Raw genomic sequence first — 21,849 nt, forward strand, 5'->3', positions numbered from 1 at the left:
GGAAGGGACCTGACTCATGGGAGCGCAGCTCCGGGTCTACAAGCGTCGCATCCGATCCGTCACCGCGACCAAGAAGATCACCAAGGCGATGGAGATGATCGCCGCCTCGCGCATCGTCAAGGCGCAGCGCCAGGTGGCGGCCTCCACGCCGTACGCGACCGAGCTCACCCGTGCGGTGACCGCGGTGGCGACCGGCTCCACCACCAAGCACCCGCTCACCACCGAGGCCGAGGCCCCGACCCGCGCCGCGGTCCTGCTCATCACGAGCGACCGCGGTCTGGCCGGCGGCTACTCCTCCAACGCCATCAAGGCCGCGGAGAGGCTCTCGGAGCGGCTGCGCGGCGAGGGCAAGGAGGTCGACACGTACATCGTCGGCCGCAAGGGTGTCGCCTACTACGGATTCCGTGAGCGCAAGGTCTCGGATTCGTGGACGGGCTTCACCGACAGCCCCACGTACGCGGATGCCAAGCGGGTGGCCGCGCCGCTGATCGAGGCCATCCAGACGGAGACGGCCGAGGGCGGTGCGGACGAACTGCACATCGTCTTCACGGAGTTCGTGTCGATGATGACGCAGACGCCGGTCGACGACCGGATGCTGCCGCTGTCGCTCGAGAAGGCTCAGGAAGAGACGGGCGCGAAGGACCAGATCCTTCCGCTCTTCGACTTCGAGCCGTCGGCGGAGGACGTCCTCGACGCCCTGCTGCCGCGCTACGTCGAAAGCCGCATCTACAACGCGCTGCTTCAGTCGGCTGCTTCCGAGCACGCCGCCCGCCGCCGCGCGATGAAGTCGGCGACCGACAACGCCGGAGAGCTCATCAAGAGCCTCTCCCGGCTTGCCAACGCGGCCCGCCAGGCCGAAATCACCCAGGAAATCAGCGAGATCGTCGGTGGCTCCAGTGCGCTGGCCGACGCGACCGCGGGGAGTGACAAGTAATGACGACCACTGTTGAGACGGCCGTTGCCACGGGCCGCGTCGCCCGGGTCATCGGCCCGGTCGTCGACGTGGAGTTCCCCGTCGACGCGATGCCGGACATCTACAACGCGCTGCACGTCCAGGTGGCCGACCCGGCCGAGGACGGCAAGCTCAAGACGCTGACGCTCGAAGTCGCCCAGCACCTGGGTGACGGCATCGTCCGCGCGATCTCGATGCAGCCCACCGACGGTCTGGTCCGCCAGGCCCCGGTGACCGACACGGGCGACGGCATCACGGTGCCGGTCGGCGACTTCACCAAGGGCAAGGTGTTCAACACCCTCGGCGAGGTGCTGAACAAGCCCGAGGAGAACGCCAACATCGGCGAGCGCTGGGCGATCCACCGCAAGGCCCCGAACTTCGACCAGCTCGAGTCCAAGACCGAGATGTTCGAGACCGGCGTCAAGGTCATCGACCTTCTCACCCCGTACGTCAAGGGTGGAAAGATCGGCCTGTTCGGTGGTGCCGGTGTCGGCAAGACCGTCCTCATTCAGGAAATGATCTACCGCGTGGCCAACAACCACGACGGTGTGTCGGTGTTCGCCGGTGTCGGTGAGCGCACCCGTGAGGGCAACGACCTCATCGAGGAGATGCAGGACTCGGGCGTCATCGACAAGACCGCCCTGGTCTTCGGTCAGATGGACGAGCCGCCGGGCACGCGTCTTCGGGTCGCCCTGGCCGGTCTGACGATGGCGGAGTACTTCCGTGACGTCCAGAAGCAGGACGTCCTCTTCTTCATCGACAACATCTTCCGGTACACCCAGGCGGGTTCCGAGGTGTCGACCCTGCTCGGCCGCATGCCCTCCGCGGTGGGCTACCAGCCGAACCTGGCCGACGAGATGGGTCTCCTCCAGGAGCGCATCACCTCGACCCGTGGTCACTCGATCACCTCGATGCAGGCGATCTACGTCCCCGCGGACGACCTGACCGACCCGGCCCCGGCCACCACCTTCGCCCACCTCGACGCAACGACGGTTCTCTCCCGTCCGATCTCCGAGAAGGGCATCTACCCGGCCGTGGACCCACTGGACTCCACGTCCCGGATCCTGGACCCGCGCTACATCGCGCAGGAGCACTACGACGCCGCCATGCGCGTCAAGACGATCCTGCAGAAGTACAAGGACCTCCAGGACATCATCGCCATCCTCGGCATCGACGAGCTCGGCGAAGAGGACAAGTTGGTCGTGCACCGCGCCCGCCGCGTGGAGCGCTTCCTGTCGCAGAACACGCACGTCGCCAAGCAGTTCACCGGCGTCGACGGTTCGGACGTTCCGCTGGACGAGTCGATCACGGCGTTCAACCAGATCTGCGACGGCGAGTACGACCACTTCCCCGAGCAGGCGTTCTTCATGTGCGGTGGCCTCGAGGACCTCAAGGCCAACGCCAAGGAGCTGGGCGTCTCCTGACGTGCCCGACCGCGCGGAGGGGTGGGTGCGTCCCGCCCCTCCGCGTATCGCCTCTTGAGAACTGACTAGAATTGTCCCAACACCCGGCCGAACCGCCGGGTGGTGACCCGAGGAGCCAACCATGGCTACTGAGCTGCACGTCGAGCTCGTCGCCGCGGACCGCAGTGTCTGGTCCGGCGAGGCCACCCTGGTCGTCGCGCGCACCACGTCCGGCGACATCGGCGTCATGCCCGGTCACCAGCCGCTCCTTGGTGTGCTGGAGTCGGGCCCGGTGATGATCCGTACGAGCGAGGGCGGCACCGTCGTCGCGGCGGTGCACGGTGGATTCATCTCCTTCGCCGACAACAAGCTGTCGCTGCTGGCGGAGATCGCCGAGCTGGCGGACGAGATCGATGTCCAGCGTGCCGAGCGTGCGCTGGAGAGCGCGAAGTCCGCGTCGGACGCCGCCGCCGAGCGGCGCGCCGATGTACGACTGCGTGCGGTGGCGGTGCGCTAGCACCCCGCCGGAGTTTTCCCTCAGCCGCGGCTCGGTCCGGAATTTCCCGGAGCCGGTCGCGGCTGAGGCGATGCAGGCAGATTTTTCCGTTGCTGGATTACTGGTTGAGCGAGGAGGTCGGTGTAGATGACTCTCGCTCTGCTTGTGTGTGGTCTGGTCGTCGCGCTGGTACTGGTGGGACTCTTCGTCTTCGGTCTGCGCCGGCGGCTGATCCAGCGCTCGGGCGGGACCTTCGACTGCAGTCTGCGCTGGGGCCTTCCGGAGACGCCGGACACCAGCGGCAAGGGCTGGGTGTACGGGGTGGCCCGCTACAACGGCGACCGGATCGAGTGGTTCCGCGTCTTCTCGTACGCGCCTCGGCCGCGGCGGGTGCTTGAGCGGTCCGCCATCGACGTGGTGTCCCGTCGCCTCCCCGAGGGCGAGGAGGAACTCGCGCTCCTCTCCGACGCGATCATTCTGGGGTGTACGCATCGGGGTACGCGGCTTGAGCTGGCGATGAGCGAGGACGCGCTCACGGGCTTCCTGGCGTGGCTCGAGGCCGCCCCGCCGGGCCAGCGCGTCAACGTGGCTTAGGCCCCTGGGGCTCCGCCCCAGACCCCGTTTCGCGCCTCAAGGGCGCTCGTCCTCAATCTCCCCCAAGGCCTTAAGGGCCAGGGGGACCCCCATGACGCGCTGAAGATGCCTATGCCAGCCAGCACCGAGCATTTAAGGGGCGCGGGGAACTGCGCGATCAGCCATGCACGGTCCGCAGGATCAAGAGGGTCAAGGGGCGCGGGGAACTGCGCGACGAGCCACGTACGGTCCGCGGCCAACGGTGGGGCCGGGAGGCCCCGGGGGCGGGGGACGGGCCCGCTCCCCGGGGGGACGGGGTCAGCTCAGGCCGCCGGCCATCGCCGAGATCAGCTCCCCGTTGGACGTGTCACCGCTGAACTCCCAGAAGAACGCACCCCGAAGCCCCTGGTTCTTCACGTACGTCATCTTGCCGGTGATCGTCGACGGCGTGTCGTAGCTCCACCAGTTGGAGCCGCAGTGGGCGTACGCCGTGCCCGCGATCGTGCCGGTCACGGGGCAGCTGGACTTGAGGACCTTGTAGTCCTCGATGCCCTGCTCGTAGGTGCCGGGCGCGGGCCCCGTCGCCGTGCCGCCGGGCGCGTCCTGGGTGACGCCCGTCCAGCCGCGGCCGTAGAAGCCGATGCCCAGGTTGAGCTTGCTCGCCGGGACGCCCTTGCCGAGGTACTTCTGGATCGCCGCGTCCGTGTTGAAGCCCGCGATGGGGATGCCGTTGTAGGAGGTGAGCGGGGAGTGCGGGGCCGTGGGGCCCTGCGCCGCCCAGGCGCCGAAGAAGTCGTACGTCATCACGTTGTACCAGTCGACGTACTGCGCCGCGCCCCCGTAGTCGGCCGCGTCCATCTTGCCGCCCGCCGAGCCGTCGGCCGTCACGGCGGCCGTGACCAGCGCCGAGCCGCCGAACTTCGAACGCAGCGCGGCCAGCAGGTTCTTGAGGGCCGCGGGCCCGCTGGTGTCGCAGGAGAGCCCGCAGGCGTTGGGGTACTCCCAGTCGATGTCGATGCCGTCGAAGACATCGGCCCAGCGCGGGTCCTTGACCAGCGAGTAGCAGGAGTCGGCGAAGGCCGCGGGGTTCGCCGCCGCCGCGCCGAAGCCGCCGGACCAGGTCCAGCCGCCGAAGGACCAGAGGATCTTGATGGCGGGGTACTTCTTCTTGAGCTCGCGCAGCTGGTTGATGTTGCCCGCGACCGGCTGGTCCCAGGTGTCGGCGGTGCCGTCGACGCTGGAGGACGCGTCGTACGTCTTCTGGTAGTCGGCGTAGGCGTCACCGATGGCGCACTGGCCGTTGGTGACGTTGCCGAACGCGTAGTTGATGTGGGTCAGCTTGCTCGCCGATCCGGAGGTCACGACGTTCTTCACCTGGTAGTTGCGCTGGTAGATGCCCCAGTCGGTGAAGTAGCCGAGCCGCACCTTGTCGCCGCCGGGGCCGGGACCGGGGCCGCCCCCGCCGGTGGTGGTGACGGTGACCGAGCCGGACGAGGGGCCCGTCTGGTCGGCGGTGTCGCGCGCGGTCACGCTGTAGGTGTAGGTGGTCCCGGCCGTCAGACCGGAGTCGGTGTACGTCGTGCCGGTGACCGTGGCGATCTTCGCCGAGCCCCGGTAGACGTCGTAGTTCTTGACGCCCTTGTCGTCGGTCGCGGCCGACCAGGACAGCGTCACCCCGGTGTCGGTGACGTTGCTCGCGGTCGGAGTGCCGGGGGCGGACGGCGGGTTGTCGCCCGGCGTCGAACCGCCGTCACAGGAGCCGCCGTTGAGCTTGCAGCCCGAGGGCGAGCCCGACCCCGCGCCGTTGAAGCCGAAGCTCATGCTGGCGCCGGGTGCGAGGGTGCCGTTGTACGACTTGTTCTTGGCGGTCCAGTGGGTTCCGGAGTTGGTGACGTCCGCGTCCCAGGCCGAGGTCACGGACGTACCGGAGGGGTAGTCCCACTCCACGGTCCAGGAACTCAGCGTGGTGGTGCCGGTGTTCTTGATGGTCCAGCCGGCCCCGAATCCCGTGCCCCAGTCCGAGGACTTGGCGTAGGTGGCGGTCGCGGAGGTGGCGGCTGCGGCGGGGGAGGCCAGACCCACGAGTGCGGCCAGGGGGAGGGCGAGTGCGGTCAGGGCCGCTGCGGCTCTTGATCTGAAGCGCGTACGGAGATGACGTGCGGTTCTCAAGGCTGCTCCCGAGTGGTGCGACGGTGGTGGGGGTGGGACCCTGCTCCGTCCGGTGGGTGCGCCTGGGTGCCTCAGGGATGGCGCGCCCACCAGCAGTGTGCGGTGAGCGTAGAAAGGTCTGGACCAACCGTCAAGAGGTCCAGACCTCCGCCGACGGGGTTTACTGGAGCCCCAACTCCTGCGCCAGCACGGCCGCTTGGGCCCGGCTGCGCAGCTCCAGCTTTCCCAGCAACCGGCTGACGTGGGTCTTCACGGTGGCTTCCGCCATGTCGAGGCGCAGCGCGATCTCCGCGTTGGACAGGCCCCGGCCGAGGCAGGACAGCACCTCGCCCTCGCGCCGGGTCAAGGTGTCGAGCGCCGCCGGGCGCCGGGGGGCGACGGGGACCGGGGCCGAGGCGAACTCGGCGATCAGGCGGCGGGTGACGGCCGGGGCGATCAGGCCCTCGCCCCGCGCGACCGTCCGCACCGCCTCGATGAGGTCCTTGGCGTCCGCGTTCTTCAGCAGGAAGCCCGCCGCGCCCGCGCGCAGCGCCCCGAAGACGTACTCGTCCAGGTCGAAGGTGGTCAGGACCAGCACGTCGGCGAGCCGCTCGCCGGTCACCACGGCGGTCGCCGCGACACCGTCCAGCCTGGGCATCTGGACGTCCATCAGGACCAGGTCGGGGCGCAGCTCCCGGGCCATCGCGACCGCCTGCTCGCCGTCCGCGGCCTCGCCCACCACCTCGATGTCCGGGGCGCTGGAGAGGATCAGGACCAGGCCGGCCCGCACCGCCGACTGGTCCTCCGCGACCAGCACCCGGATCGTCATGTGCTCAACATCCTTTCCTCTGCGGGCAGTTGGGCCCGCACCTGCCAGACGCTGGTGCCGTCCGGCGCCGTTCGGGGGCCCGCGGTGAAGGTCCCGTCGAGCAGTTCGGTCCGCTCGCGCATCCCCACGAGCCCGGCCCCGGAGCCCGGCGCGCGCGGCCCGGGCCGCTCACCGTAGGGGCTGGTGACGCACACCGTGAGCAGCCCGTCCACGCGGGCGAGCGCCACCTCGACGGTGCCCGGCGCCGCGTGTTTGAGGGCGTTGGTGAGGGACTCCTGGACGATCCGGTACGCGGCGAGCTCCACCGGCGCGGGCAGCGGACCCTCCTCGGCGCGGCGGTCGTCCAGCACGAAGCCGAGTCCGCTGTCGGCCCCGTTGGTGCGGGCCTGGGCGACGAGCGCGTCGAGTCCGGCCAGGGTGGGCGCGGCGGCGGGTTCGTCGCGTCCGCCGGTGTCGCGGAGCAGCCCGATGAGCCGGCGCATCTCGGCGAGCCCGTCCACGCTGTTCTCGCGGATCACCGAGAGCGCCTGGCGCGTGGTGGCGGGATCGTCGAGCGAGAGCGCCGCCGTGGAGTGGATCGCGATCGCCGAGAGGTGGTTGGCGACCATGTCGTGCAGTTCGCGGGCCATCCGGGCGCGCTCGGCGACGACGGCCTGGTTGCGGTCCATCTCGGCGAGCAGCGCGGTCTGTTCGGCCCGCAGCCGGGCGCTCTCGGCGGCGTCGCGATGGTTGCGCACCAGGGCGCCGGTGGTCGCGGGCGCGAACGAGATCAGCCCGGTCACCACGCCGATGAGCAGCGCCTCCGGCTGCTGGAACCAGGCGTAGAACCCGATGGTCGCGCCGACCGTGATCAGTCCGGTGGTGACCGGGATGCGGCGCGCGGCGGCCGGCGAGCCGTACAGGACGGCCGCGTACACGAGGTCGGTGAACATCACGACGGTCGCCAGGCTGCCCGGCGTGAACTGGTCCATCAGCAGCACGCAGGTCCCCGCGACCAGCGCGGTCTGCGGGGCGGTGCGGCGCAGCGGTTCGAGGCCCGCCATCAAGACCAGCGGCACCAGCACCCAGGTGTCGCACAGTGGGCGGTCGCCCTGGGTGTGCAGCCCGACGGCCCACAGGACGAGGCCGCCGAGCAGCCCGGCGACGGCGATCAGGACGTCGTCGCGGTGCGGTCGGCAGAACAGGGTCACGCCCCCATCCAACACGCCCGTCGCGGCGCGGTCCTCCCCGCCCGGGCCGAGGTGGCACTACATCGAAGGATGCAGTCCCGATTCGTCACCGGCGACGACGAAGGGGCGCCGGGCGCGGGCGAGCCTTGAGAAGTCGGAGAGGAGACCACCGTGATCGTCACGCTGATCATCGCCTGTGAAGTCGGGTTCTGGGTCGTGCTGGCCGCGGGTCTCGCCCTGCGCTATCTCGCCGGGATGCGCCGGACGAGCGTGGCGGTGCTGCTGTGCGAGCCGCTCCTGGAGGTGGTGCTGCTCGTGGTGACCGTCGTCGATCTGAAGAACGGCGCCCAGCCGGACTGGAAGCACGGCCTGGCCGCCGTCTACCTCGGCTTCTCGGCCGGGATGGGCCACTACCTGGTGACCCGCGCCGACGCCTGGGTCGCCTACCGCTTCGCGGGCGGCCCGAAGCCCGCCGGGGCGCCGAAGGAGGGCGGTGCGAGGACCGCGTACGAGTGGAGGATGGCGGGCCGCTTCACCGTCGCGGCGGTGCTCGCGATCGCCCTGCTCCAGGCCGCGATCTGGTACGTCGGCGGGGACGGCGGGACCGGGTCGCTGCGGATGTGGCAGCAGCGGATGGTGTGGGTGATCGGCATCAATGTGATCATCGCGCTGAGCTACACGCTGTTCCCGAAGAAGCGCAGCCGGACAGGCTGAAGATGCCCATGCTGGCCGGCACCGACCCTGCCAGGGGCGCGGGGAACCGCGCGAGCAACCCCGCACGGTCCGCAGCCGCTCCTGGGGCTCCGCCCCAGACCCCGTGTCGCGCCTGAACGGCGCTCGTCCTCAATCGCCGGACGGGCTGAGGGTGCCAGCACTGGGCCGCACCAGTACCGCCAGGGGCGCGGGGAACTGCGCGATCAGCCACGCACGGTCCGCAGGCGCCCTGGGGCTCCGCCCCAGCCCCCCCGAGACCTACCTCTCACCCCCAGGCACCCACAACACATCCCCCACCTCCTTGTTGGCCGTTCGGGCCAGGATGAACAGGAGGTCGGAGAGGCGGTTGAGGTACGTGGCCGTCAGGGGGTTCATGACGTCCGCGTGCACCTCCAGCGCCGCCCACGTGGAGCGCTCCGCCCGCCGCACCACCGTGCACGCCTGGTGGAGCAGGGCCGCGCCGGGTGTGCCGCCCGGCAGGATGAAGCTGCGGAGCTTGTCGAGCTCCTCCAGGAAGCGGTCGCAGTCCGCCTCCAGCTTGTCGACGTAGGACTGCTCGACCCGCAGCGGCGGGTACTCCGGGTTCTCGACGACCGGCGTGGCGAGGTCCGCGCCCACGTCGAACAGGTCGTTCTGGACCCGGACCAGCACCTTCACGACCTCCTCGGACAGCTGCCCGAGCGCGATGGCCGTACCGATCACGGCATTGGCCTCGTTGGCGTCGGCGTACGCCGAGATCCGCAGATCGGTCTTGGCGGTCCGGCTCATGTCGCCGAGGGCGGTCGTGCCCTGGTCGCCGGTGCGGGTGTAGATGCGCGTCAGATTGACCATGCGGCCAGAGTAGTTACGCTCCGGCCGTGCGGAAGACGCGTGTGCCCACCGTCACGGCGAGCACCGCGAAACCGACCGCCACCAGGCCCCCGTACAGCATGGTCGAGGTGGTGTAGGCCCCGAGATACGCCGACCGCACCGCGTCCACCAGATAGCGGAACGGCATGAAGTGGGACAGCACGTTCAGCCAGCCCGGCGCGAGTGTCATGGGCAGCATCAGCCCGGACAGCAGCATCGACGGCATGGTCATGGTGTTGACCGCCGGGCCGAATGCCTGCGGGGTGCGCACCTTCATGGCGAGCGCGTACGAGAGGGAGGCCAGCGACAGGGTCAGGAGCGCCACGAAGGCGAAGCCGATCAGGACCCCCGCGAGCGGCGCGCGCAGACCCATCACCAGCGCGGCGAGCACGAGCAGCACGGCCTGGAAGACGAACAGTGCGGCGTCCCGCAGGACCCGGCCGAGCAGCAGGGCCAGGCGGGAGACGGGGGTGACGCGCATGCGCTCCACGACGCCCCAGCCGTTCTCGATGATGATCGAGAAGCCCGCGAACGAGGCCCCGAACAGGGCGAGTTGGAGCAGCAGGCCCGGCACCAGGACCTGCCAGGAGCTGCCGTGCGAGCCGAGCGGCATGCCGGTCAGGAGCGGACCGAAGAAGAGCAGGTAGAGCAGCGGCATCAGGACGCCGAAGAGGATCTGGAACTTCGAGCGCAGCGTCTGGCGGGCGTACCTGCCGAAGATCAGCGCGGTGTCGGAGAGCAGCGGTGAGATGGTCATGGGGGAGTCCTAGACGGCTACGGGGGCGGTTTCCCGCGGCGCGGCGCCGCGCCCGGTGATGGCGAGGAAGGCGTCCTGGAGCGAGGCGTCCGGACCGCCCGCGTACCGGGTCTTGAGGTCGGCGGGGGTGCCCTCGGCCGCGATCACGCCCCGGTCGACGATCACGAGGCGGTCGGCGAGGGCGTCGGCCTCGTCGAGGTAGTGGGTGGTGAGCAGGACGGTGGTGCCGTGGTCGGCGCGGATCCGGCGCACCAGGTCCCACAGGTCGGCCCGGCTGCCCGGGTCGAGGCCGGTGGTCGGCTCGTCCAGGAAGAGCACCGCGGGCCGGTGCATCAGGCCCATCGCGATGTCGAGCCGCCGCCGCTGGCCTCCGGAGAGCGTGGCCGTCCTGCGTTCCAGGAGCTCGCCGAGGCCGAGCTCGTTCGCCAACTCCCTTGCGCGCAGGGAGGCTTGGGCCTTGGTGAGCCGGTAGAGGCGGCCCTGGGTGACCAGCTCCTCGCGTACGGAGACGTTGGGGTCGACGCCGCCGGACTGGGCGACGTAACCGCAGGCCCGCCGTACCGCGGCCGGTTCCCGCAGCAGGTCGTGGCCCGCCACGGTCGCCGCGCCGCCGGTCGGCGGGAGCAGGGTGGTGAGCATCCGCAGCGTGGTGGTCTTGCCCGCGCCGTTGGGGCCGAGGAAGCCGAGGATCTCGCCGGCCCGCACCGTCAGGTCGATGCCGCGCACCGCCTCGACCGGGCCGTTCTTGCTCAGGAAGGTCCGGGTGAGCCCGGCCGTGCTGATGATTGCCATGACCCCAGAAAAACAGAGTCTCTTAAATTTTGCAATGGCTCCAAATTTTAAGGGAGTGCAGAGCATCGCCTAGGCTGGCGCCATGGCAGAAGGGCTCAGGGAGCGGAAGAAGCGCGAGACCAGGCAGCGGATCTCGGACCTGGCGACCGGGCTCTTCATGGAGCGCGGCTTCGAGGCGGTGACGATCGCCGAGATCGCCGAGGTGGCCGACGTCTCGGTGAACACCGTCTACAACTACTTCCCGGCCAAGGAGGACCTGTTCCTCGACCGCAGCAGGGGCGTCGTCGACCGGCTCTCGCGCTGGGTGCGCGGCCGCGACGAGGGGGAGTCGGCCGCCGAGGCGGTGCTGCGGGAGCTGCGCGCGGAGGTCGAGTCGGTCTCGCCCCGGGTCGGCCTGATGGAGGGCTACAGCCGGTTCATGACCGTCATCCACGGCTCACCCGCCCTGAAGGCCCGGCTGTGGGCGGTGGGCCAGGAGGTCCTGGAGAGCCTCGACGCGACCCTGCGCGAGGAGGTCGGCGCACCCCCCGAGGAGCCGCTGCCCTCCCTCGTCGCCGGGCAGATCAACTGGCTCCACCAGACCGCGATGTCCGCCATCGACCGCGCGATGATGGCCGGCCGCGACCCCGCGGTGGTCTCCCGCGAGGTCCTCGTCCTGATCGACGAGATGGAGGGTCTCCTGGGGGACAAGGTGCTCAACTACGCCGTACGAGGCGCCCGCTGAGACCCACCTCACGCCGTCCGTGTGATGTCCGTCATGAAAAGAGGCGCCGGCGGCTCGAAGAGCCTCGTAAAGGGGCGGCGGTCGGGAGACGGGTGGGCGTGACGCGCATCTCTAAGCGCTCCCAGAAGGCCGCCCGGCCGATAGCCTCCGCCAAGAAGGCTTGGGTGGAAACCTGTTGGAGGGAAGTGTCGTGGCCAGGAAGCTCGCCGTCATCGGAGCCGGACTCATGGGGTCCGGTATCGCGCAGGTCTCGGCCCAGGCGGGCTGGGACGTCGTCCTGCGCGACGTCACCGACGAGGCCCTCACCCGGGGCACCGACGGCATCAAGGCCTCGTACGACCGGTTCGTGAGCAAGGGCAGGCTGGCCGCCGAGGACGCCGAGACCGCGCTCGCCCGCATCACCACGACGACCGATCTGGACGCGGTCGCCGACGCCGACATCGTCGTCGAGGCCGTCTTCGAGAAGCTGGAGGTCAAGCACGAGATCTTCCGCACGCTCGACAAGATCGTGCGCGCGGACACCGTGCTCGCCTCCAACACCTCCGCCATCCCGATCACCAAGATCGCGGCGGCCACCGAGAACCCCGAGCGGGTCGTCGGCGTCCACTTCTTCTCGCCGGTCCCGATGATGCAGCTGTGCGAGCTGGTGCGCGGCTACAAGACCAGCGACGAAACCCTCGCCACCGCGCGGGAGTTCGCCGAGTCGGTCGGCAAGACCTGCATCGTGGTCAACCGCGACGTGGCCGGCTTCGTCACCACCCGCCTCATCTCGGCGCTCGTCGTCGAGGCGGCCAAGCTGTACGAGTCGGGCGTGGCCACCGCCGAGGACATCGACCTCGCCTGCAAGCTGGGCTTCGGTCACGCGATGGGCCCGCTCGCCACCGCCGACCTCACCGGCGTCGACATCCTGCTGCACGCCACCAGCAACATCTACACGGAGTCCCAGGACGAGAAGTTCGCCCCGCCGGAGCTGATGCGCCGGATGGTGGACGCGGGTGACATCGGCCGCAAGAGCGGGCAGGGCTTCTACAAGCACTGAGCCGCCGGCAGCCCGAAGCCTCACTCCAAGGGGTGAATTAGGTATCGGTTCGCTCACGGGCGGCAACTTCTGTGGCCGTGGGGCAGTCAGTTGTTGAGTCGGTTGTCGAAAGCCAGAGCACTCTCGGGAGCGCATATGCACATCAGGGGCGACCACGTCGAGCTGGTCGTCGGGGGCCGCCTCGACGTCCGCAGCGCGGCGGACGCCCGTACGGCCCTGCACTCGGCGGTCGACGACGGGGCCGGGGACCTCGTGCTCGACCTCACCGAACTGGACTCGTGGGACGCCACCGGACTCGGCGTCATCATGGGGGCCCACCGCCGGGCCGGGCGGTGCGGCCGGCGCCTCGTGCTGCGCGGCGTGCCGCCCCAGATGCAGCGGCTCCTGGTCGCCACCCGGCTGCACCGCATCCTCGCGATCGAGGGCGGCATCGCGGCGGAGGCCCTGCCCCGCGTGTAGAAGCCCGGGAGGTGTTGTGACAGGAGTGCGGGAATCGGACTCCGCGCGCAATCCTCACGAGACTGTGACGTCTTGGGCGGGGCGGCACCCCGCCTGTTCGTAGATACTGTCCGGAGGTCTAGGGTTCGGCTTCCCGCCGATCGACGAACCCACAGGCGGGCACCGGACCAGAAGCGACAGCGAAGAGCGAAGTGCGTAAGGGCCGGGAGGGGCATTCCTTACGCACCACGCATCTGGGGGGCTTTCACCATGGACCCGATGAGCCGGGGACCGGAAGAGTTCAACCATGCCGACGACACGGTCGGCGTTGCGGGCGCACACGCGGAACCGGGCGCCGGACCGCAGCGCCCCTCGCGCGACAGGGAGCCCGGCACACCCGACTTCGGACAGCGCGCGGCCGGACTCGCCCGCACCGTCCAGCTCGTCGCGGGCGACTTCCTGCTGACGGTCAATCCGGTCGACGGCAGCGAGATCGAGAACTGCCCGCCGGGAGAGATACCCGGTCGCGCGGTGCGGCGCGGCCCCGCCGAGCGGGCCGAGAACGAGAGAGCCGCCCGGCCGCCGCTGCCACCCGGCCTGATGGCGTCCACCCCCGCCCTCCTGGAGCGGCAGGAGGAGCGCGCCCGGCTGGTGCGCCTCCTCGGCCGCGGCCGCTCCGTGCGGCTCACCGGCCCCGCGGGGTCCGGGCGCAGCGCCCTGCTCGACGCGGTCGCCGGTGACTGCGCCGAGCTCGCACCCGACGGCGTCGTACGCCTGTCGGGCCACCGCCGCACCCCCACCGAGCTCCTGCACGAGCTGTACGCCACGGTCTTCCACACGCCGCTGCACCGGCCCGATCGGGCCACGCTCCTGGAGCGGGTCCACGAGATCGGCGCCGTCGTGGTGCTCGACGATCTCGAATTCGGCGGGGCCACCCTCGAAGAACTGCTCATGGCCACGCCCGAGTGCGCCTATCTGCTCGCCGCCACCCCCGACGTCCAGGCCCCGCACTCCGAGTCGCACGTCGAAGAGGTCTTCCTGTCCGGCCTCGGCCGCAGCGCCTCGCTCGAACTCCTGGAGCAGGCGGTCGACCGGGCGCTGACCGACGAGGAGGCCAACTGGGCCGGCGACCTCTGGTTCGAGTCCGAGGGCCTGCCCCTGCGCTTCGTCCAGGCGGGCGCCCTGCTGCGCCAGCGCGACCACCTGCGCGGGGAGCCCAACTCCCTTGATCCGTACGGCTTTCCGCTGGACGAGCCCGCCGAGGCCTCGGTGTTCTCGGGCGAGGGCCGCGAGATACCGCTGCCCACGCTCGGCGAGGGCGCGGCCCCCGCGGCCCTGCTCGCCTCCCGGCTGAGCGAGTCCGCCCGGGCCACCCTGCGGTTCGCCGTCGCGCTCGGCGGCGAGGTGCCGCACCAGGCGCACCTGCCCGCGCTGATCGGCGACACCCACGCCGACGCCGCCCTCGGTGAACTCCTCGACAGCGGGCTGCTGTCCCCGGTCGGCTCCCGCTACCGCCTGGCCGCGGGCGTCCTGACCCAGCTGGAGAGCGCCGGGTACGCCACCGACGCCGCCGAGCGGGCCCACACCGCCGCCCAGCACTACACCTGGTGGACCGGCCACCCCTCGGTCACCCCCGAGCGGGCCGTCGCCGAGGCCGACGCGGTGCTCGCCTCGATGAGCGCGCTCGTGCCCGGCGACGCGGCGACCGAACACCCCGCGACCGCGGTGAAGCTGGCCCGCACCGCGGCGCCCGTCTTCGCCGCGGGGCTGCACTGGGGCGCCTGGGAGCGGACGCTGCGGGTGGGCTCCGAGGCGGCCCGGCTGACCGGCGAGGTGGCCGAAGAGGCGTACTTCCACCACGAGTTGGGGGTGCTCGCCCTCTGCAACGGCGGCCTGGACCGGGCCCGCGCCGAGCTGGAGGCCTCCATCGGGCTGCGCGGCGCGCTCGCCGACAAGCGCGGCACCGTCGCCGGACGCCGCGCCCTCGCGCTGGTCGAGGACCGCTCCGGCGGCCTCCTGCCGGGCGGACGCACCCCCTCCGGGGAGGAAGTGCCCGCGGCCCGCTACGAGGAGTCCCAGTCGCCGCCCGGGGGCGTTCCCGCAGTCGCCGTGACGGCCCAACTCCCGGACGCCGGGCCCACGTTGATCACCCGGCGGGACACCCCGGTGGGCGGCGCCATGCCCAAGGCGCGGCGCGCGCTGTTCGGGGGCGCCCGGCGCAACCTCGTCGCGGCCGGCGCCGGCGCGCTGCTCGCCGCCGTGCTCGGCACGGTGGTCACCCTCGGCGCGACCTCCAACCACAACGGCGACGGCCAGGGCGACCACGTCAAGCAGCAGCAGTCGGCCAACGAGGACGACGGCAGCGGCGGCCTGGACGCCGACCCCAACAACCCCGGCAGCAGCGGCAAGCCGGGCGGCCACAAGGGCGGCGGCTCGACCCCGAGCAGGTCCGCGTCCGGCAGGCCCGGCGCCTCCGGGCAGCCGGTCCCGGGCGACAGCGGCAGTCCGAGCGCCACGGGCCACCCGACCACCGGGCCGACCACGGGCCCGACGAAGTCGTCCCCGTCGGGCAAGCCCTCCAACCCGGGCAAGCCGTCGCACCCGACACCGCCCACGCCGCCGACGAAGCCGAGCCCCTCGACCGCGACTCCCTCGACGCCGACCACGCCGTCGTCCCCGGCGAGCAGCGGGGGCAGCGGCCCGCCCCCGCCCTCCACCAAGCCGCCGCCACCTTCGGGCCCGGCCTCCAAGACCCCGACGTCCAGCGCGCCGGCCGGCTCCAAGCCGCCCACGACGTCGAACCCCAGCAGGAGCGCCCCGGTGACCTCGACGAAACCCCCGGTCGCCGCCGGGCCCGCGTAAGACCCCGTACAGCACGAGAAGGGGCCCGCAGCACTCTGCGGGCCCCTTCTCGTACGTACCGCTACGGCCGCCGGTCAGAACAGGCGGAGCTTGTCGTCCTCGATGCCGCGCAGGGCGTCGTAGTCGAGCACCACGCAGCCGATGCCGCGGTCGGTGGCGAGCACGCGGGCCTGGGGCTTGATCTCCTGGGCCGCGAAGACGCCCTGGACCGGGGCGAGGTGCGGGTCGCGGTTGAGCAGCTCCAGATAGCGGGTCAGCTGCTCGACACCGTCGATCTCGCCGCGGCGCTTGATCTCGATCGCGACCGTCCTGCCGTCGCCGTCGCGGCACAGGATGTCCACCGGGCCGATGGCCGTGGGGTATTCGCGGCGGATCAGGGTGTAACCGTCGCCCAGCGTCTCGATCCGATCGGCGAGCAGCTCCTGGAGGTGCGCTTCCACGCCGTCCTTGATCAGGCCAGGGTCTACGCCGAGTTCGTGCGAGGAGTCGTGGATGACCTCCTCCATCGTGATGATGAGCTTCTCGCCCGCCTTGTTGATGACGGTCCAGACGCCCTCATCGTCCCCCGAGCCCTCCTTGAGGGTGCACGGCGGGGACATCCAGTTGAGGGGCTTGTAGGCCCGGTCGTCAGCGTGAATGGAGACGCTGCCGTCCGCCTTCACCAGGATGAGACGGGGGGCGGACGGAAGGTGGGCGGTGAGCCGGCCCGCGTAGTCGACGGAGCAGCGGGCGATGACGAGACGCATGGTGGGCAACGCTACTCGAATCCCCCCGCCGAACGCGATTCGCCCTGGAGTGCACTGTTCGTTATTGGCCGGTTACGTGCCAAGTACCTGCCACGGGCCGGACATCGCGCCTACCGTGGAAGCGGGAGGTTGTCGGCCGCGCACGCTGCGTTGTCGGGAGAGACGGCCGTCATGCTCCCTTTCCCTGCCCGTAAGGCCCCGCTCCCCGGGGTCGCGAGAGGAGAAACCATGTCGCTCGACGTCTCACCGGCCCTACTCGAACAGGCCGAGCGAGGCGAGGTCGACGAAGCCGCCTTCGTCGACTGCGTCCGGACCTCCCTGCCCTACGCGTGGGAGATGATCAGCTCTCTGGTGGCCCAGCTGAAGGTCGACGGCGGAGAGTTCGCCGACAACCAGACGCCACCGCCGGACGAGCAGGCACGCGGCCAGCTGCTGCGGGCCCTTGCGAGTGACGCCATCCGCGGTGCTCTCCAGCGGCACTTCGGTGTCCGCCTGGCGTTCCAGAACTGCCACCGTGTCGCGGTGTTCCCTCTGGACTCCTCATCCGATGAGCGGCTCGCCCGCTTCACCTCGATCAGGGGTCAGCTGCTCAACCAGTCTCCGGAGCTTCGGGACTGCTGACGTCTTCGCCGTCGCGCCGTGTCGCGGGAGGTGCAACTGACGCGAGGCGGCGGCACCTTGGGGGGCCCGACTCACCGGGCCCCCCTTTTCACGGGGTTCCGCCCCGGCCCCTCCGCCCTGCCCGGTCCGCCGTGTCCAGAGGGATTTCCGGCCTTGTACGCGCCCGCACGGGCTCGGCCCCGGGCCCCGCTCCTCGCGCACCGGGGGGCTCGTTCCCGTCCGCCGGGTTTCCTACGTCAGCAGCGGCAGTACCTCCGTGCCCAGCCTGCGTACGTTCTCCTCCGTCGCGGCCAGGTCGCCCGAGCCCTCGACCAGGAGGGCGAAGCGGGTGATGCCGGTGCGCTCGGACGTGGCCGCCAGCCGGTCCGCGGCCAGGCGCGGGGTGCCCACCGGGTGCAGGCCGCAGAGCAGCTCGGTGTACGCCACCGGGTCCCGCATCGCGCGATGGCGGCCGTCGACCGTCACATGGGCTTCGAGGCCCTGCTTCAGCCAGCCCGGCATCGACTTCAGCAGGGTCTCCGCGGCGCCGGCCCGGCGGTCGGCGATCTGGGCGACCCCGGCCGACACATGGCCCGCGGCCGCGACCCTCTCCGGCGGGTGGCCCGCCGCGAGCGCCTCGCGGCGCCACAGCCCGACCATCTCGGCCTTCTCCTCGTCGCCGCAGTGCATCCCGAGCAGCATCGGCAGCCCGCGCGCCGCGGCCAGCTTGACGCTGCCCGGCGAGGTGCAGGCCACGACGACCTCGGGACAGGCGTCCTCGGGCCCGCCGCCCAGGATCTCGTCGGGCCGCGGCACGACGGCGACCTCCCGGAAGGCGAATCGTTCCCCCTGACCGGCCACGCGGGGTTCGCGCAGCCAGCGCAGGAGCAGGTCCAGGGCTTCCGGGAAGCCCTGCTCGTACGCCTTCAGTCCGGAGCCGAACACCTCCAGGTCGACCCAGGGTCCGCCCCGCCCGACGCCGAGCGTGAACCGCCCGCCGGAAGCGAGGTGCAGCAGCGCGGCCTGTTCGCCGACCGCCACCGGGTGCGCGGTCGGCAGCACGGTGACCGCGGTGCCGACTCCGATCCGCCGCGTACGCCCGAGCAACAACGCGGCCAGCGTCACCGCGGACGGGCACACGCCGTACGGTACGAAGTGGTGTTCGGCCAGCCACACCGAGTCCAGCCCGGCTTCCTCGGCCACCTCGGCGGACCTGACCGCACGATGGAGCGTTTCTCCCTGCCCCTGGCCCGGAAACTGGGCTGCCAGTACAAAAGTGCCCACACGCATCGCCTTCTGCCTCCTTGCGGCCGACGCGGCTCTCCCCCTCTTACTGGCAAGAACGTCTGACAAGTGCCAAAGGCACGGCCAGGCGCCAACTTCTTGCGATTGTCCGCTAAGAGTCCCTCTAAAGGGTGACTCTGGCACGCCCTACCCGGGCGGGTACCCGGACGGCGGGGGCCTAGGCTGGAGAGAAACGTCCGCCCCGCCCCGTGAGGTGTCTACGTGTCCCCGCGCCGCAACCGCCCCAAGGGCGGCGAGAAGCCGACCGAGTCCGAGCACCGGACGGAGGGCGGCGACCGCTTCGGTCTGCAGGGCACCGAGTCCTGGCAGGGCGAGGAGTGGTCGGTCCGGCATGTGGCGGGGGCCAGTGCCGCCGGCAAGCGGTACCGCTGCCCCGGGTGCGACCAGGAGATCCCCTCCGGCGCCCCGCACTTGGTGGCCTGGCCCGAGTACGGGGGCGTCGACGAGCGCCGGCACTGGCACAAGGCGTGCTGGAACGCGAAGGACCGCCGCACCACGAGGGTGCAGCGGTCCAGGAACGCGCCGCGGTACTGAACGCCCTCACACGTCCCGGGAGTTGAGCGAGAGGAACGCGCCGCCGAGGGCCACGGCGGTGATCCCGGTGATGATCCACAGCGGGTCCCAGCCGCTGGGCCCGGAGTTGGAGACCGAGGCTCCGTACAGGGCGCTCAGCTGGCTCGGGATCGAGTACTCCATGAGGAAGTCGCGCACGTCGCGCAGTGACTCGGTGAACATGAACAGGGCCAGCACCAGCGGCAGCAGCACCAAGCCGATCATGATCGTGATCGAGCCCGCGGAGTGCCGGATGAGCGCGCCCACCGCGAGCGAGAGCAGCCCGAGCATCGCGACGTAGAGGCCGACCCCGACGGTGGCCCGCAGCCACTCGCCGCCGCTCGGCGTCGCCGCGCTCGGCACCATCGCCGTCTGGATGGCCGCGACCAGCGCCGTCATGGCCGTCACGATGACGAACGAGAGCAGGAAGAAGACGACCGACTTGGCGGCCAGGATCCGCGCCCGGCTCGGGCAGGCCGTCAGGGTCGTACGGATCATGCCGGTGCCGTACTCAGACGCGATGGTCAGCACGCCGAGCGTGATCACGCAGATCATGCCGAGCAGCACCCCGTAGAAGCCGAGCACCAGGACCGACTGGTCGCCCATGTGCGCGTCGCTGGAGCGCACCACGAAGCCAGCGAGCAGCCCGAGGCCGAGCAGGAGCACGACCAGCACACCCAGCGTCCACATGGTGGAACGCACCGACCGGATCTTGGTCCACTCGGAGGCGAGCGCGTCGGCGAAGGTGGCCCGCCGCACCGCGATCGGCGAGGTGTAGGTGCCGAGCGGACCGCCCGGCGCCTGCGGGAGGGGCGGCTGCTGCTGGTAGGGGGTGGTCATCGGGCGTCCTCGGGCGTGGTCGGGGCGGCAGGCGCGGCCGGGGCCTGCGGAACCGGGGGAGCGGCGGGCGGCTGCGGGGCGTACGGGGCCGGGGCCTGCGGGGGCGCGGCCGCATACGGGTTCTGGCCGGGCGGCGGCGGGGCGTACCAGCCCTGCTGCGGCACCTCGGGGATCACCGGCGGCGGCGCGTACCCGGGCGGCACGGCGGGCTGGAGGCCCGCCTTCTGGTCGGTCGTCGAGCGGTAGTCGACGGCCCCCTGCGTCATCCGCATGTACGCCTCCTCCAGGGAGGCCTGGTGCGGGGAGAGCTCCCACAGCCGTACGTCCGCCTCGTGGGCCACGTCGCTGATGCGGGGCAGGGCGAGGCCCGTCACGCGCAGCGCGCCGTCCGGCTCGGGCAGCACCTGGCCGCCCGCCTCGGTCAGCGCGGCGCTCAGCTTCTCGCGCTGCGCTGGCTCGGTGGCTGGCGTCCGCACCCGGGCGAAGTCGGCGGAGTTGTGCGAGATGAAGTCGGCGATCCGCATGTCCGCGAGCAGCTGGCCGCGGCCGATCACGATGAGGTGGTCGGCGGTCAGCGCCATCTCGCTCATCAGGTGCGAGGACACGAACACGGTGCGGCCCTCGGCGGCGAGCTGCTTCATCAGGTTGCGCACCCACAGGATGCCCTCGGGGTCGAGGCCGTTGACCGGCTCGTCGAAGAGCAGCACCTGCGGGTCGCCGAGCAGCGCGGCCGCGATGCCGAGCCGCTGGCCCATGCCGAGCGAGAACCCCTTGGAGCGCCGCCCCGCGACCTCCTGGAGGCCGACCACGCCGAGCACTTCGTCCACCCGGCGGGCCGGGATGCCCGAGAGCTGGGCGAGCGAGAGCAGGTGGTTGCGGGCGCTGCGGCCCCCGTGCACGGCCTTCGCGTCGAGCAGGGCGCCGACCTGGCGCGGGGCGTTGGGGAGGCTGCGGAAGGGGTGGCCGCCGATGGTGACGTGCCCGGCGGTGGGCTGGTCCAGGCCGAGGATCATGCGCATCGTCGTGGACTTGCCGGAGCCGTTGGGCCCCAGGAAACCGGTGACCGCGCCCGGTCGCACCTGAAAGGAAAGGTTGTGCACGGCCGTCTTGGCGCCGTAGCGCTTCGTCAGGCCGACTGCCTCGATCATTCTCCAGCCCCATCGACGGTTTCGGGTCGTCGGGGCGGTGTCCGGCGTACGGCCGGCATGCCCCCGTATGAGTGAGGAGCTTATCCAGGCCTTGACGGTTCCGGCGAAGTCGTCGTGTCCGGTTCGCTACGGTCAGGCGTCCCGCTTGTGCAGGACGAGATATCCGCCCGCCAGCGCCGCGACCACCCACAGCACCATGATGCCCAGACCGCCCCAGGGCCCGTACGGCGCCGGATCGCTGTTCATGGCGTCCGGGACCACCTGCATGATCTGCGAGCCGGCCCGGTCGGGGAAGTAGCGGGCCACGTCCTTGGCGCCGGGTACGGCCGAGAGGATCTGCGAGATCAGGAAGAAGAACGGCATCAGGATGCCGAGCGAGAGCATCGAGCTGCGCAGCATCGTGGCGACGCCCATCGAGAACAGCGCGATCAGCGCCATGTAGAGCCCGGCGCCGACGACCGCGCGCAGCACGTTGGGCGCGCCGATGGTGGTGCGGTGCGGGCCGAGCAGCGCCTGGCCGATGAAGAAGGACAGGAAGCTGGTCACCATGCCCACGACCAGCGCGAGCAGGGTCGCGACGGTGAGCTTGGAGAACAGGAAGGTGGCGCGCTGCGGCACGGCGGCGAGCGAGGAGCGGATCATGCCCGAGCTGTACTCGGTGCCCACCACCAGGACTCCGAAGACGACCATCGCCAGCTGGCCCAGGATCATCCCGGAGAAGCTGATGAACGTCGGGTCGAAGGTCAGCCTCTCGGCCGGCTTGAGTTCGTCGAACTGCGACTTCATCAACGCGCACAGGGCCGCGCCGATCGCGACCGTGACGATCAGAGCGCAGGCCAGCGTCCAGGTCGTGGAGGAGACCGTACGGATCTTGGTCCACTCGGACTTGAGGACCGCGGGTACCGATGCCATC

The 21,849-nt window shown here is 71.0% G+C and carries 22 protein-coding genes; 11 read left to right on the forward strand and 11 right to left on the reverse strand.

Annotated elements, in window-relative coordinates:
* Window positions 1-16 precede the first annotated feature (16 nt).
* The 4 genes from DT019_RS19680 to DT019_RS19695 all read left to right on the forward strand — a co-directional run bounded on the left by DT019_RS19680 (window position 17) and on the right by DT019_RS19695 (window position 3,445).
* The gene (locus DT019_RS19680) at window positions 17-934 is read left to right on the forward strand and encodes a F0F1 ATP synthase subunit gamma (protein WP_114038176.1); all 918 of its coding nucleotides are present in this window, start codon (window positions 17-19) and stop codon (window positions 932-934) included.
* A complete protein-coding gene (atpD, locus tag DT019_RS19685) occupies window positions 934-2,376 on the forward strand; it encodes a F0F1 ATP synthase subunit beta (RefSeq protein ID WP_114038177.1) in 1,443 nt (480 codons plus the stop codon). The genes DT019_RS19680 and atpD overlap by 1 nt, the downstream gene beginning before the upstream one ends.
* Before the next feature lie 121 nt (window positions 2,377-2,497).
* Window positions 2,498-2,872, forward strand: coding sequence for a F0F1 ATP synthase subunit epsilon (locus DT019_RS19690; RefSeq protein WP_114038178.1), 375 nt, complete (start codon window positions 2,498-2,500; stop codon window positions 2,870-2,872).
* A gap of 126 nt (window positions 2,873-2,998) precedes the next feature.
* A complete protein-coding gene (locus DT019_RS19695) occupies window positions 2,999-3,445 on the forward strand; it encodes a DUF2550 domain-containing protein (RefSeq protein ID WP_114038179.1) in 447 nt (148 codons plus the stop codon).
* 297 nt (window positions 3,446-3,742) lie between these two features.
* Here DT019_RS19695 and DT019_RS19700 read toward each other — a convergent pair whose 3' ends face one another.
* The 3 genes from DT019_RS19700 to DT019_RS19710 form a co-directional block, all read right to left on the reverse strand.
* Complete coding sequence (locus DT019_RS19700; protein WP_114038180.1) at window positions 3,743-5,593, reverse strand: glycoside hydrolase family 18 chitinase; 1,851 nt, start codon at window positions 5,591-5,593, stop codon at window positions 3,743-3,745.
* Between the two features lie 160 nt (window positions 5,594-5,753).
* Entirely contained in the window at window positions 5,754-6,401 is a 648-nt protein-coding gene (locus DT019_RS19705) for a response regulator (RefSeq protein WP_114038181.1), read from the reverse strand.
* The gene (locus DT019_RS19710) at window positions 6,398-7,591 is read right to left on the reverse strand and encodes a sensor histidine kinase (RefSeq protein WP_114038182.1); all 1,194 of its coding nucleotides are present in this window, start codon (window positions 7,589-7,591) and stop codon (window positions 6,398-6,400) included. Before DT019_RS19710 ends, DT019_RS19705 begins: the two co-directional genes overlap by 4 nt.
* Window positions 7,592-7,741: 150 nt before the next feature.
* Between DT019_RS19710 and DT019_RS19715 the strand changes: the two genes are divergently transcribed.
* The gene (locus DT019_RS19715; RefSeq protein WP_114038183.1) at window positions 7,742-8,284 is read left to right on the forward strand and encodes a hypothetical protein; all 543 of its coding nucleotides are present in this window, start codon (window positions 7,742-7,744) and stop codon (window positions 8,282-8,284) included.
* A gap of 258 nt (window positions 8,285-8,542) precedes the next feature.
* Here the strand turns inward: DT019_RS19715 and DT019_RS19720 are convergent, their stop codons facing one another.
* From DT019_RS19720 to DT019_RS19730, 3 genes are read right to left on the reverse strand one after another with little or no spacing between them, the layout of a single operon-like run.
* Window positions 8,543-9,115 carry a cob(I)yrinic acid a,c-diamide adenosyltransferase gene (locus DT019_RS19720; RefSeq protein WP_114038184.1) on the reverse strand — a complete coding sequence of 191 codons (573 nt, stop codon included), beginning with the start codon at window positions 9,113-9,115 and terminating at the stop codon, window positions 8,543-8,545.
* A gap of 13 nt (window positions 9,116-9,128) precedes the next feature.
* On the reverse strand, window positions 9,129-9,890 hold the full coding sequence (locus DT019_RS19725; protein WP_114038185.1) for an ABC transporter permease: 762 nt from the start codon (window positions 9,888-9,890) through the stop codon (window positions 9,129-9,131).
* Window positions 9,891-9,899: 9 nt separating this feature from the next.
* Window positions 9,900-10,682 (reverse strand): ABC transporter ATP-binding protein, encoded by a 783-nt coding sequence (locus DT019_RS19730; protein ID WP_114038186.1) that lies wholly within the window; start codon window positions 10,680-10,682, stop codon window positions 9,900-9,902.
* 82 nt (window positions 10,683-10,764) lie between these two features.
* Here DT019_RS19730 and DT019_RS19735 point away from each other — a divergent pair, with 82 nt between their 5' ends.
* From DT019_RS19735 to DT019_RS19750, 4 genes are all read left to right on the forward strand, one after another.
* A complete protein-coding gene (locus DT019_RS19735) occupies window positions 10,765-11,406 on the forward strand; it encodes a TetR/AcrR family transcriptional regulator (protein WP_114038187.1) in 642 nt (213 codons plus the stop codon).
* Between the two features lie 190 nt (window positions 11,407-11,596).
* Window positions 11,597-12,445 carry a 3-hydroxyacyl-CoA dehydrogenase family protein gene (locus DT019_RS19740; protein ID WP_114038188.1) on the forward strand — a complete coding sequence of 283 codons (849 nt, stop codon included), beginning with the start codon at window positions 11,597-11,599 and terminating at the stop codon, window positions 12,443-12,445.
* A 135-nt stretch (window positions 12,446-12,580) separates the two neighbouring features.
* Window positions 12,581-12,904 (forward strand): STAS domain-containing protein, encoded by a 324-nt coding sequence (locus tag DT019_RS19745; RefSeq protein ID WP_114038189.1) that lies wholly within the window; start codon window positions 12,581-12,583, stop codon window positions 12,902-12,904.
* Window positions 12,905-13,153: 249 nt separating this feature from the next.
* On the forward strand, window positions 13,154-15,745 hold the full coding sequence (locus DT019_RS19750) for an ATP-binding protein (RefSeq protein ID WP_114038190.1): 2,592 nt from the start codon (window positions 13,154-13,156) through the stop codon (window positions 15,743-15,745).
* Window positions 15,746-15,819: 74 nt separating this feature from the next.
* On the opposite strand, the gene nucS is transcribed toward DT019_RS19750, so the two are convergent.
* On the reverse strand, window positions 15,820-16,491 hold the full coding sequence (nucS, locus tag DT019_RS19755) for an endonuclease NucS (RefSeq protein ID WP_114038191.1): 672 nt from the start codon (window positions 16,489-16,491) through the stop codon (window positions 15,820-15,822).
* Window positions 16,492-16,719: 228 nt separating this feature from the next.
* On the opposite strand from nucS, the gene DT019_RS19760 reads away from it, so the two are divergent.
* On the forward strand, window positions 16,720-17,112 hold the full coding sequence (locus DT019_RS19760; protein ID WP_114038192.1) for an SCO5389 family protein: 393 nt from the start codon (window positions 16,720-16,722) through the stop codon (window positions 17,110-17,112).
* A 231-nt stretch (window positions 17,113-17,343) separates the two neighbouring features.
* Here DT019_RS19760 and DT019_RS19765 read toward each other — a convergent pair whose 3' ends face one another.
* The gene (locus DT019_RS19765; protein WP_114038193.1) at window positions 17,344-18,381 is read right to left on the reverse strand and encodes an LLM class flavin-dependent oxidoreductase; all 1,038 of its coding nucleotides are present in this window, start codon (window positions 18,379-18,381) and stop codon (window positions 17,344-17,346) included.
* 216 nt (window positions 18,382-18,597) lie between these two features.
* On the opposite strand from DT019_RS19765, the gene DT019_RS19770 reads away from it, so the two are divergent.
* The gene (locus DT019_RS19770) at window positions 18,598-18,930 is read left to right on the forward strand and encodes an ATP/GTP-binding protein (protein WP_114038194.1); all 333 of its coding nucleotides are present in this window, start codon (window positions 18,598-18,600) and stop codon (window positions 18,928-18,930) included.
* Between the two features lie 6 nt (window positions 18,931-18,936).
* On the opposite strand, the gene DT019_RS19775 is transcribed toward DT019_RS19770, so the two are convergent.
* The 3 genes from DT019_RS19775 to DT019_RS19785 all read right to left on the reverse strand — a co-directional run bounded on the left by DT019_RS19775 (window position 18,937) and on the right by DT019_RS19785 (window position 21,848).
* Window positions 18,937-19,788, reverse strand: coding sequence for an ABC transporter permease (locus DT019_RS19775; protein ID WP_114038195.1), 852 nt, complete (start codon window positions 19,786-19,788; stop codon window positions 18,937-18,939).
* Entirely contained in the window at window positions 19,785-20,936 is a 1,152-nt protein-coding gene (locus DT019_RS19780) for an ABC transporter ATP-binding protein (protein ID WP_114038196.1), read from the reverse strand. The genes DT019_RS19775 and DT019_RS19780 overlap by 4 nt, the downstream gene beginning before the upstream one ends.
* A 132-nt stretch (window positions 20,937-21,068) precedes the next feature.
* Window positions 21,069-21,848 carry an ABC transporter permease gene (locus tag DT019_RS19785; RefSeq protein ID WP_114038197.1) on the reverse strand — a complete coding sequence of 260 codons (780 nt, stop codon included), beginning with the start codon at window positions 21,846-21,848 and terminating at the stop codon, window positions 21,069-21,071.
* Window position 21,849: the final 1 nt, after the last annotated feature.

The sequence above is a fragment of the Streptomyces sp. SDr-06 genome (assembly GCF_003324565.1).
In the GTDB taxonomy this organism is placed as follows: Bacteria; Actinomycetota; Actinomycetes; order Streptomycetales; family Streptomycetaceae; genus Streptomyces.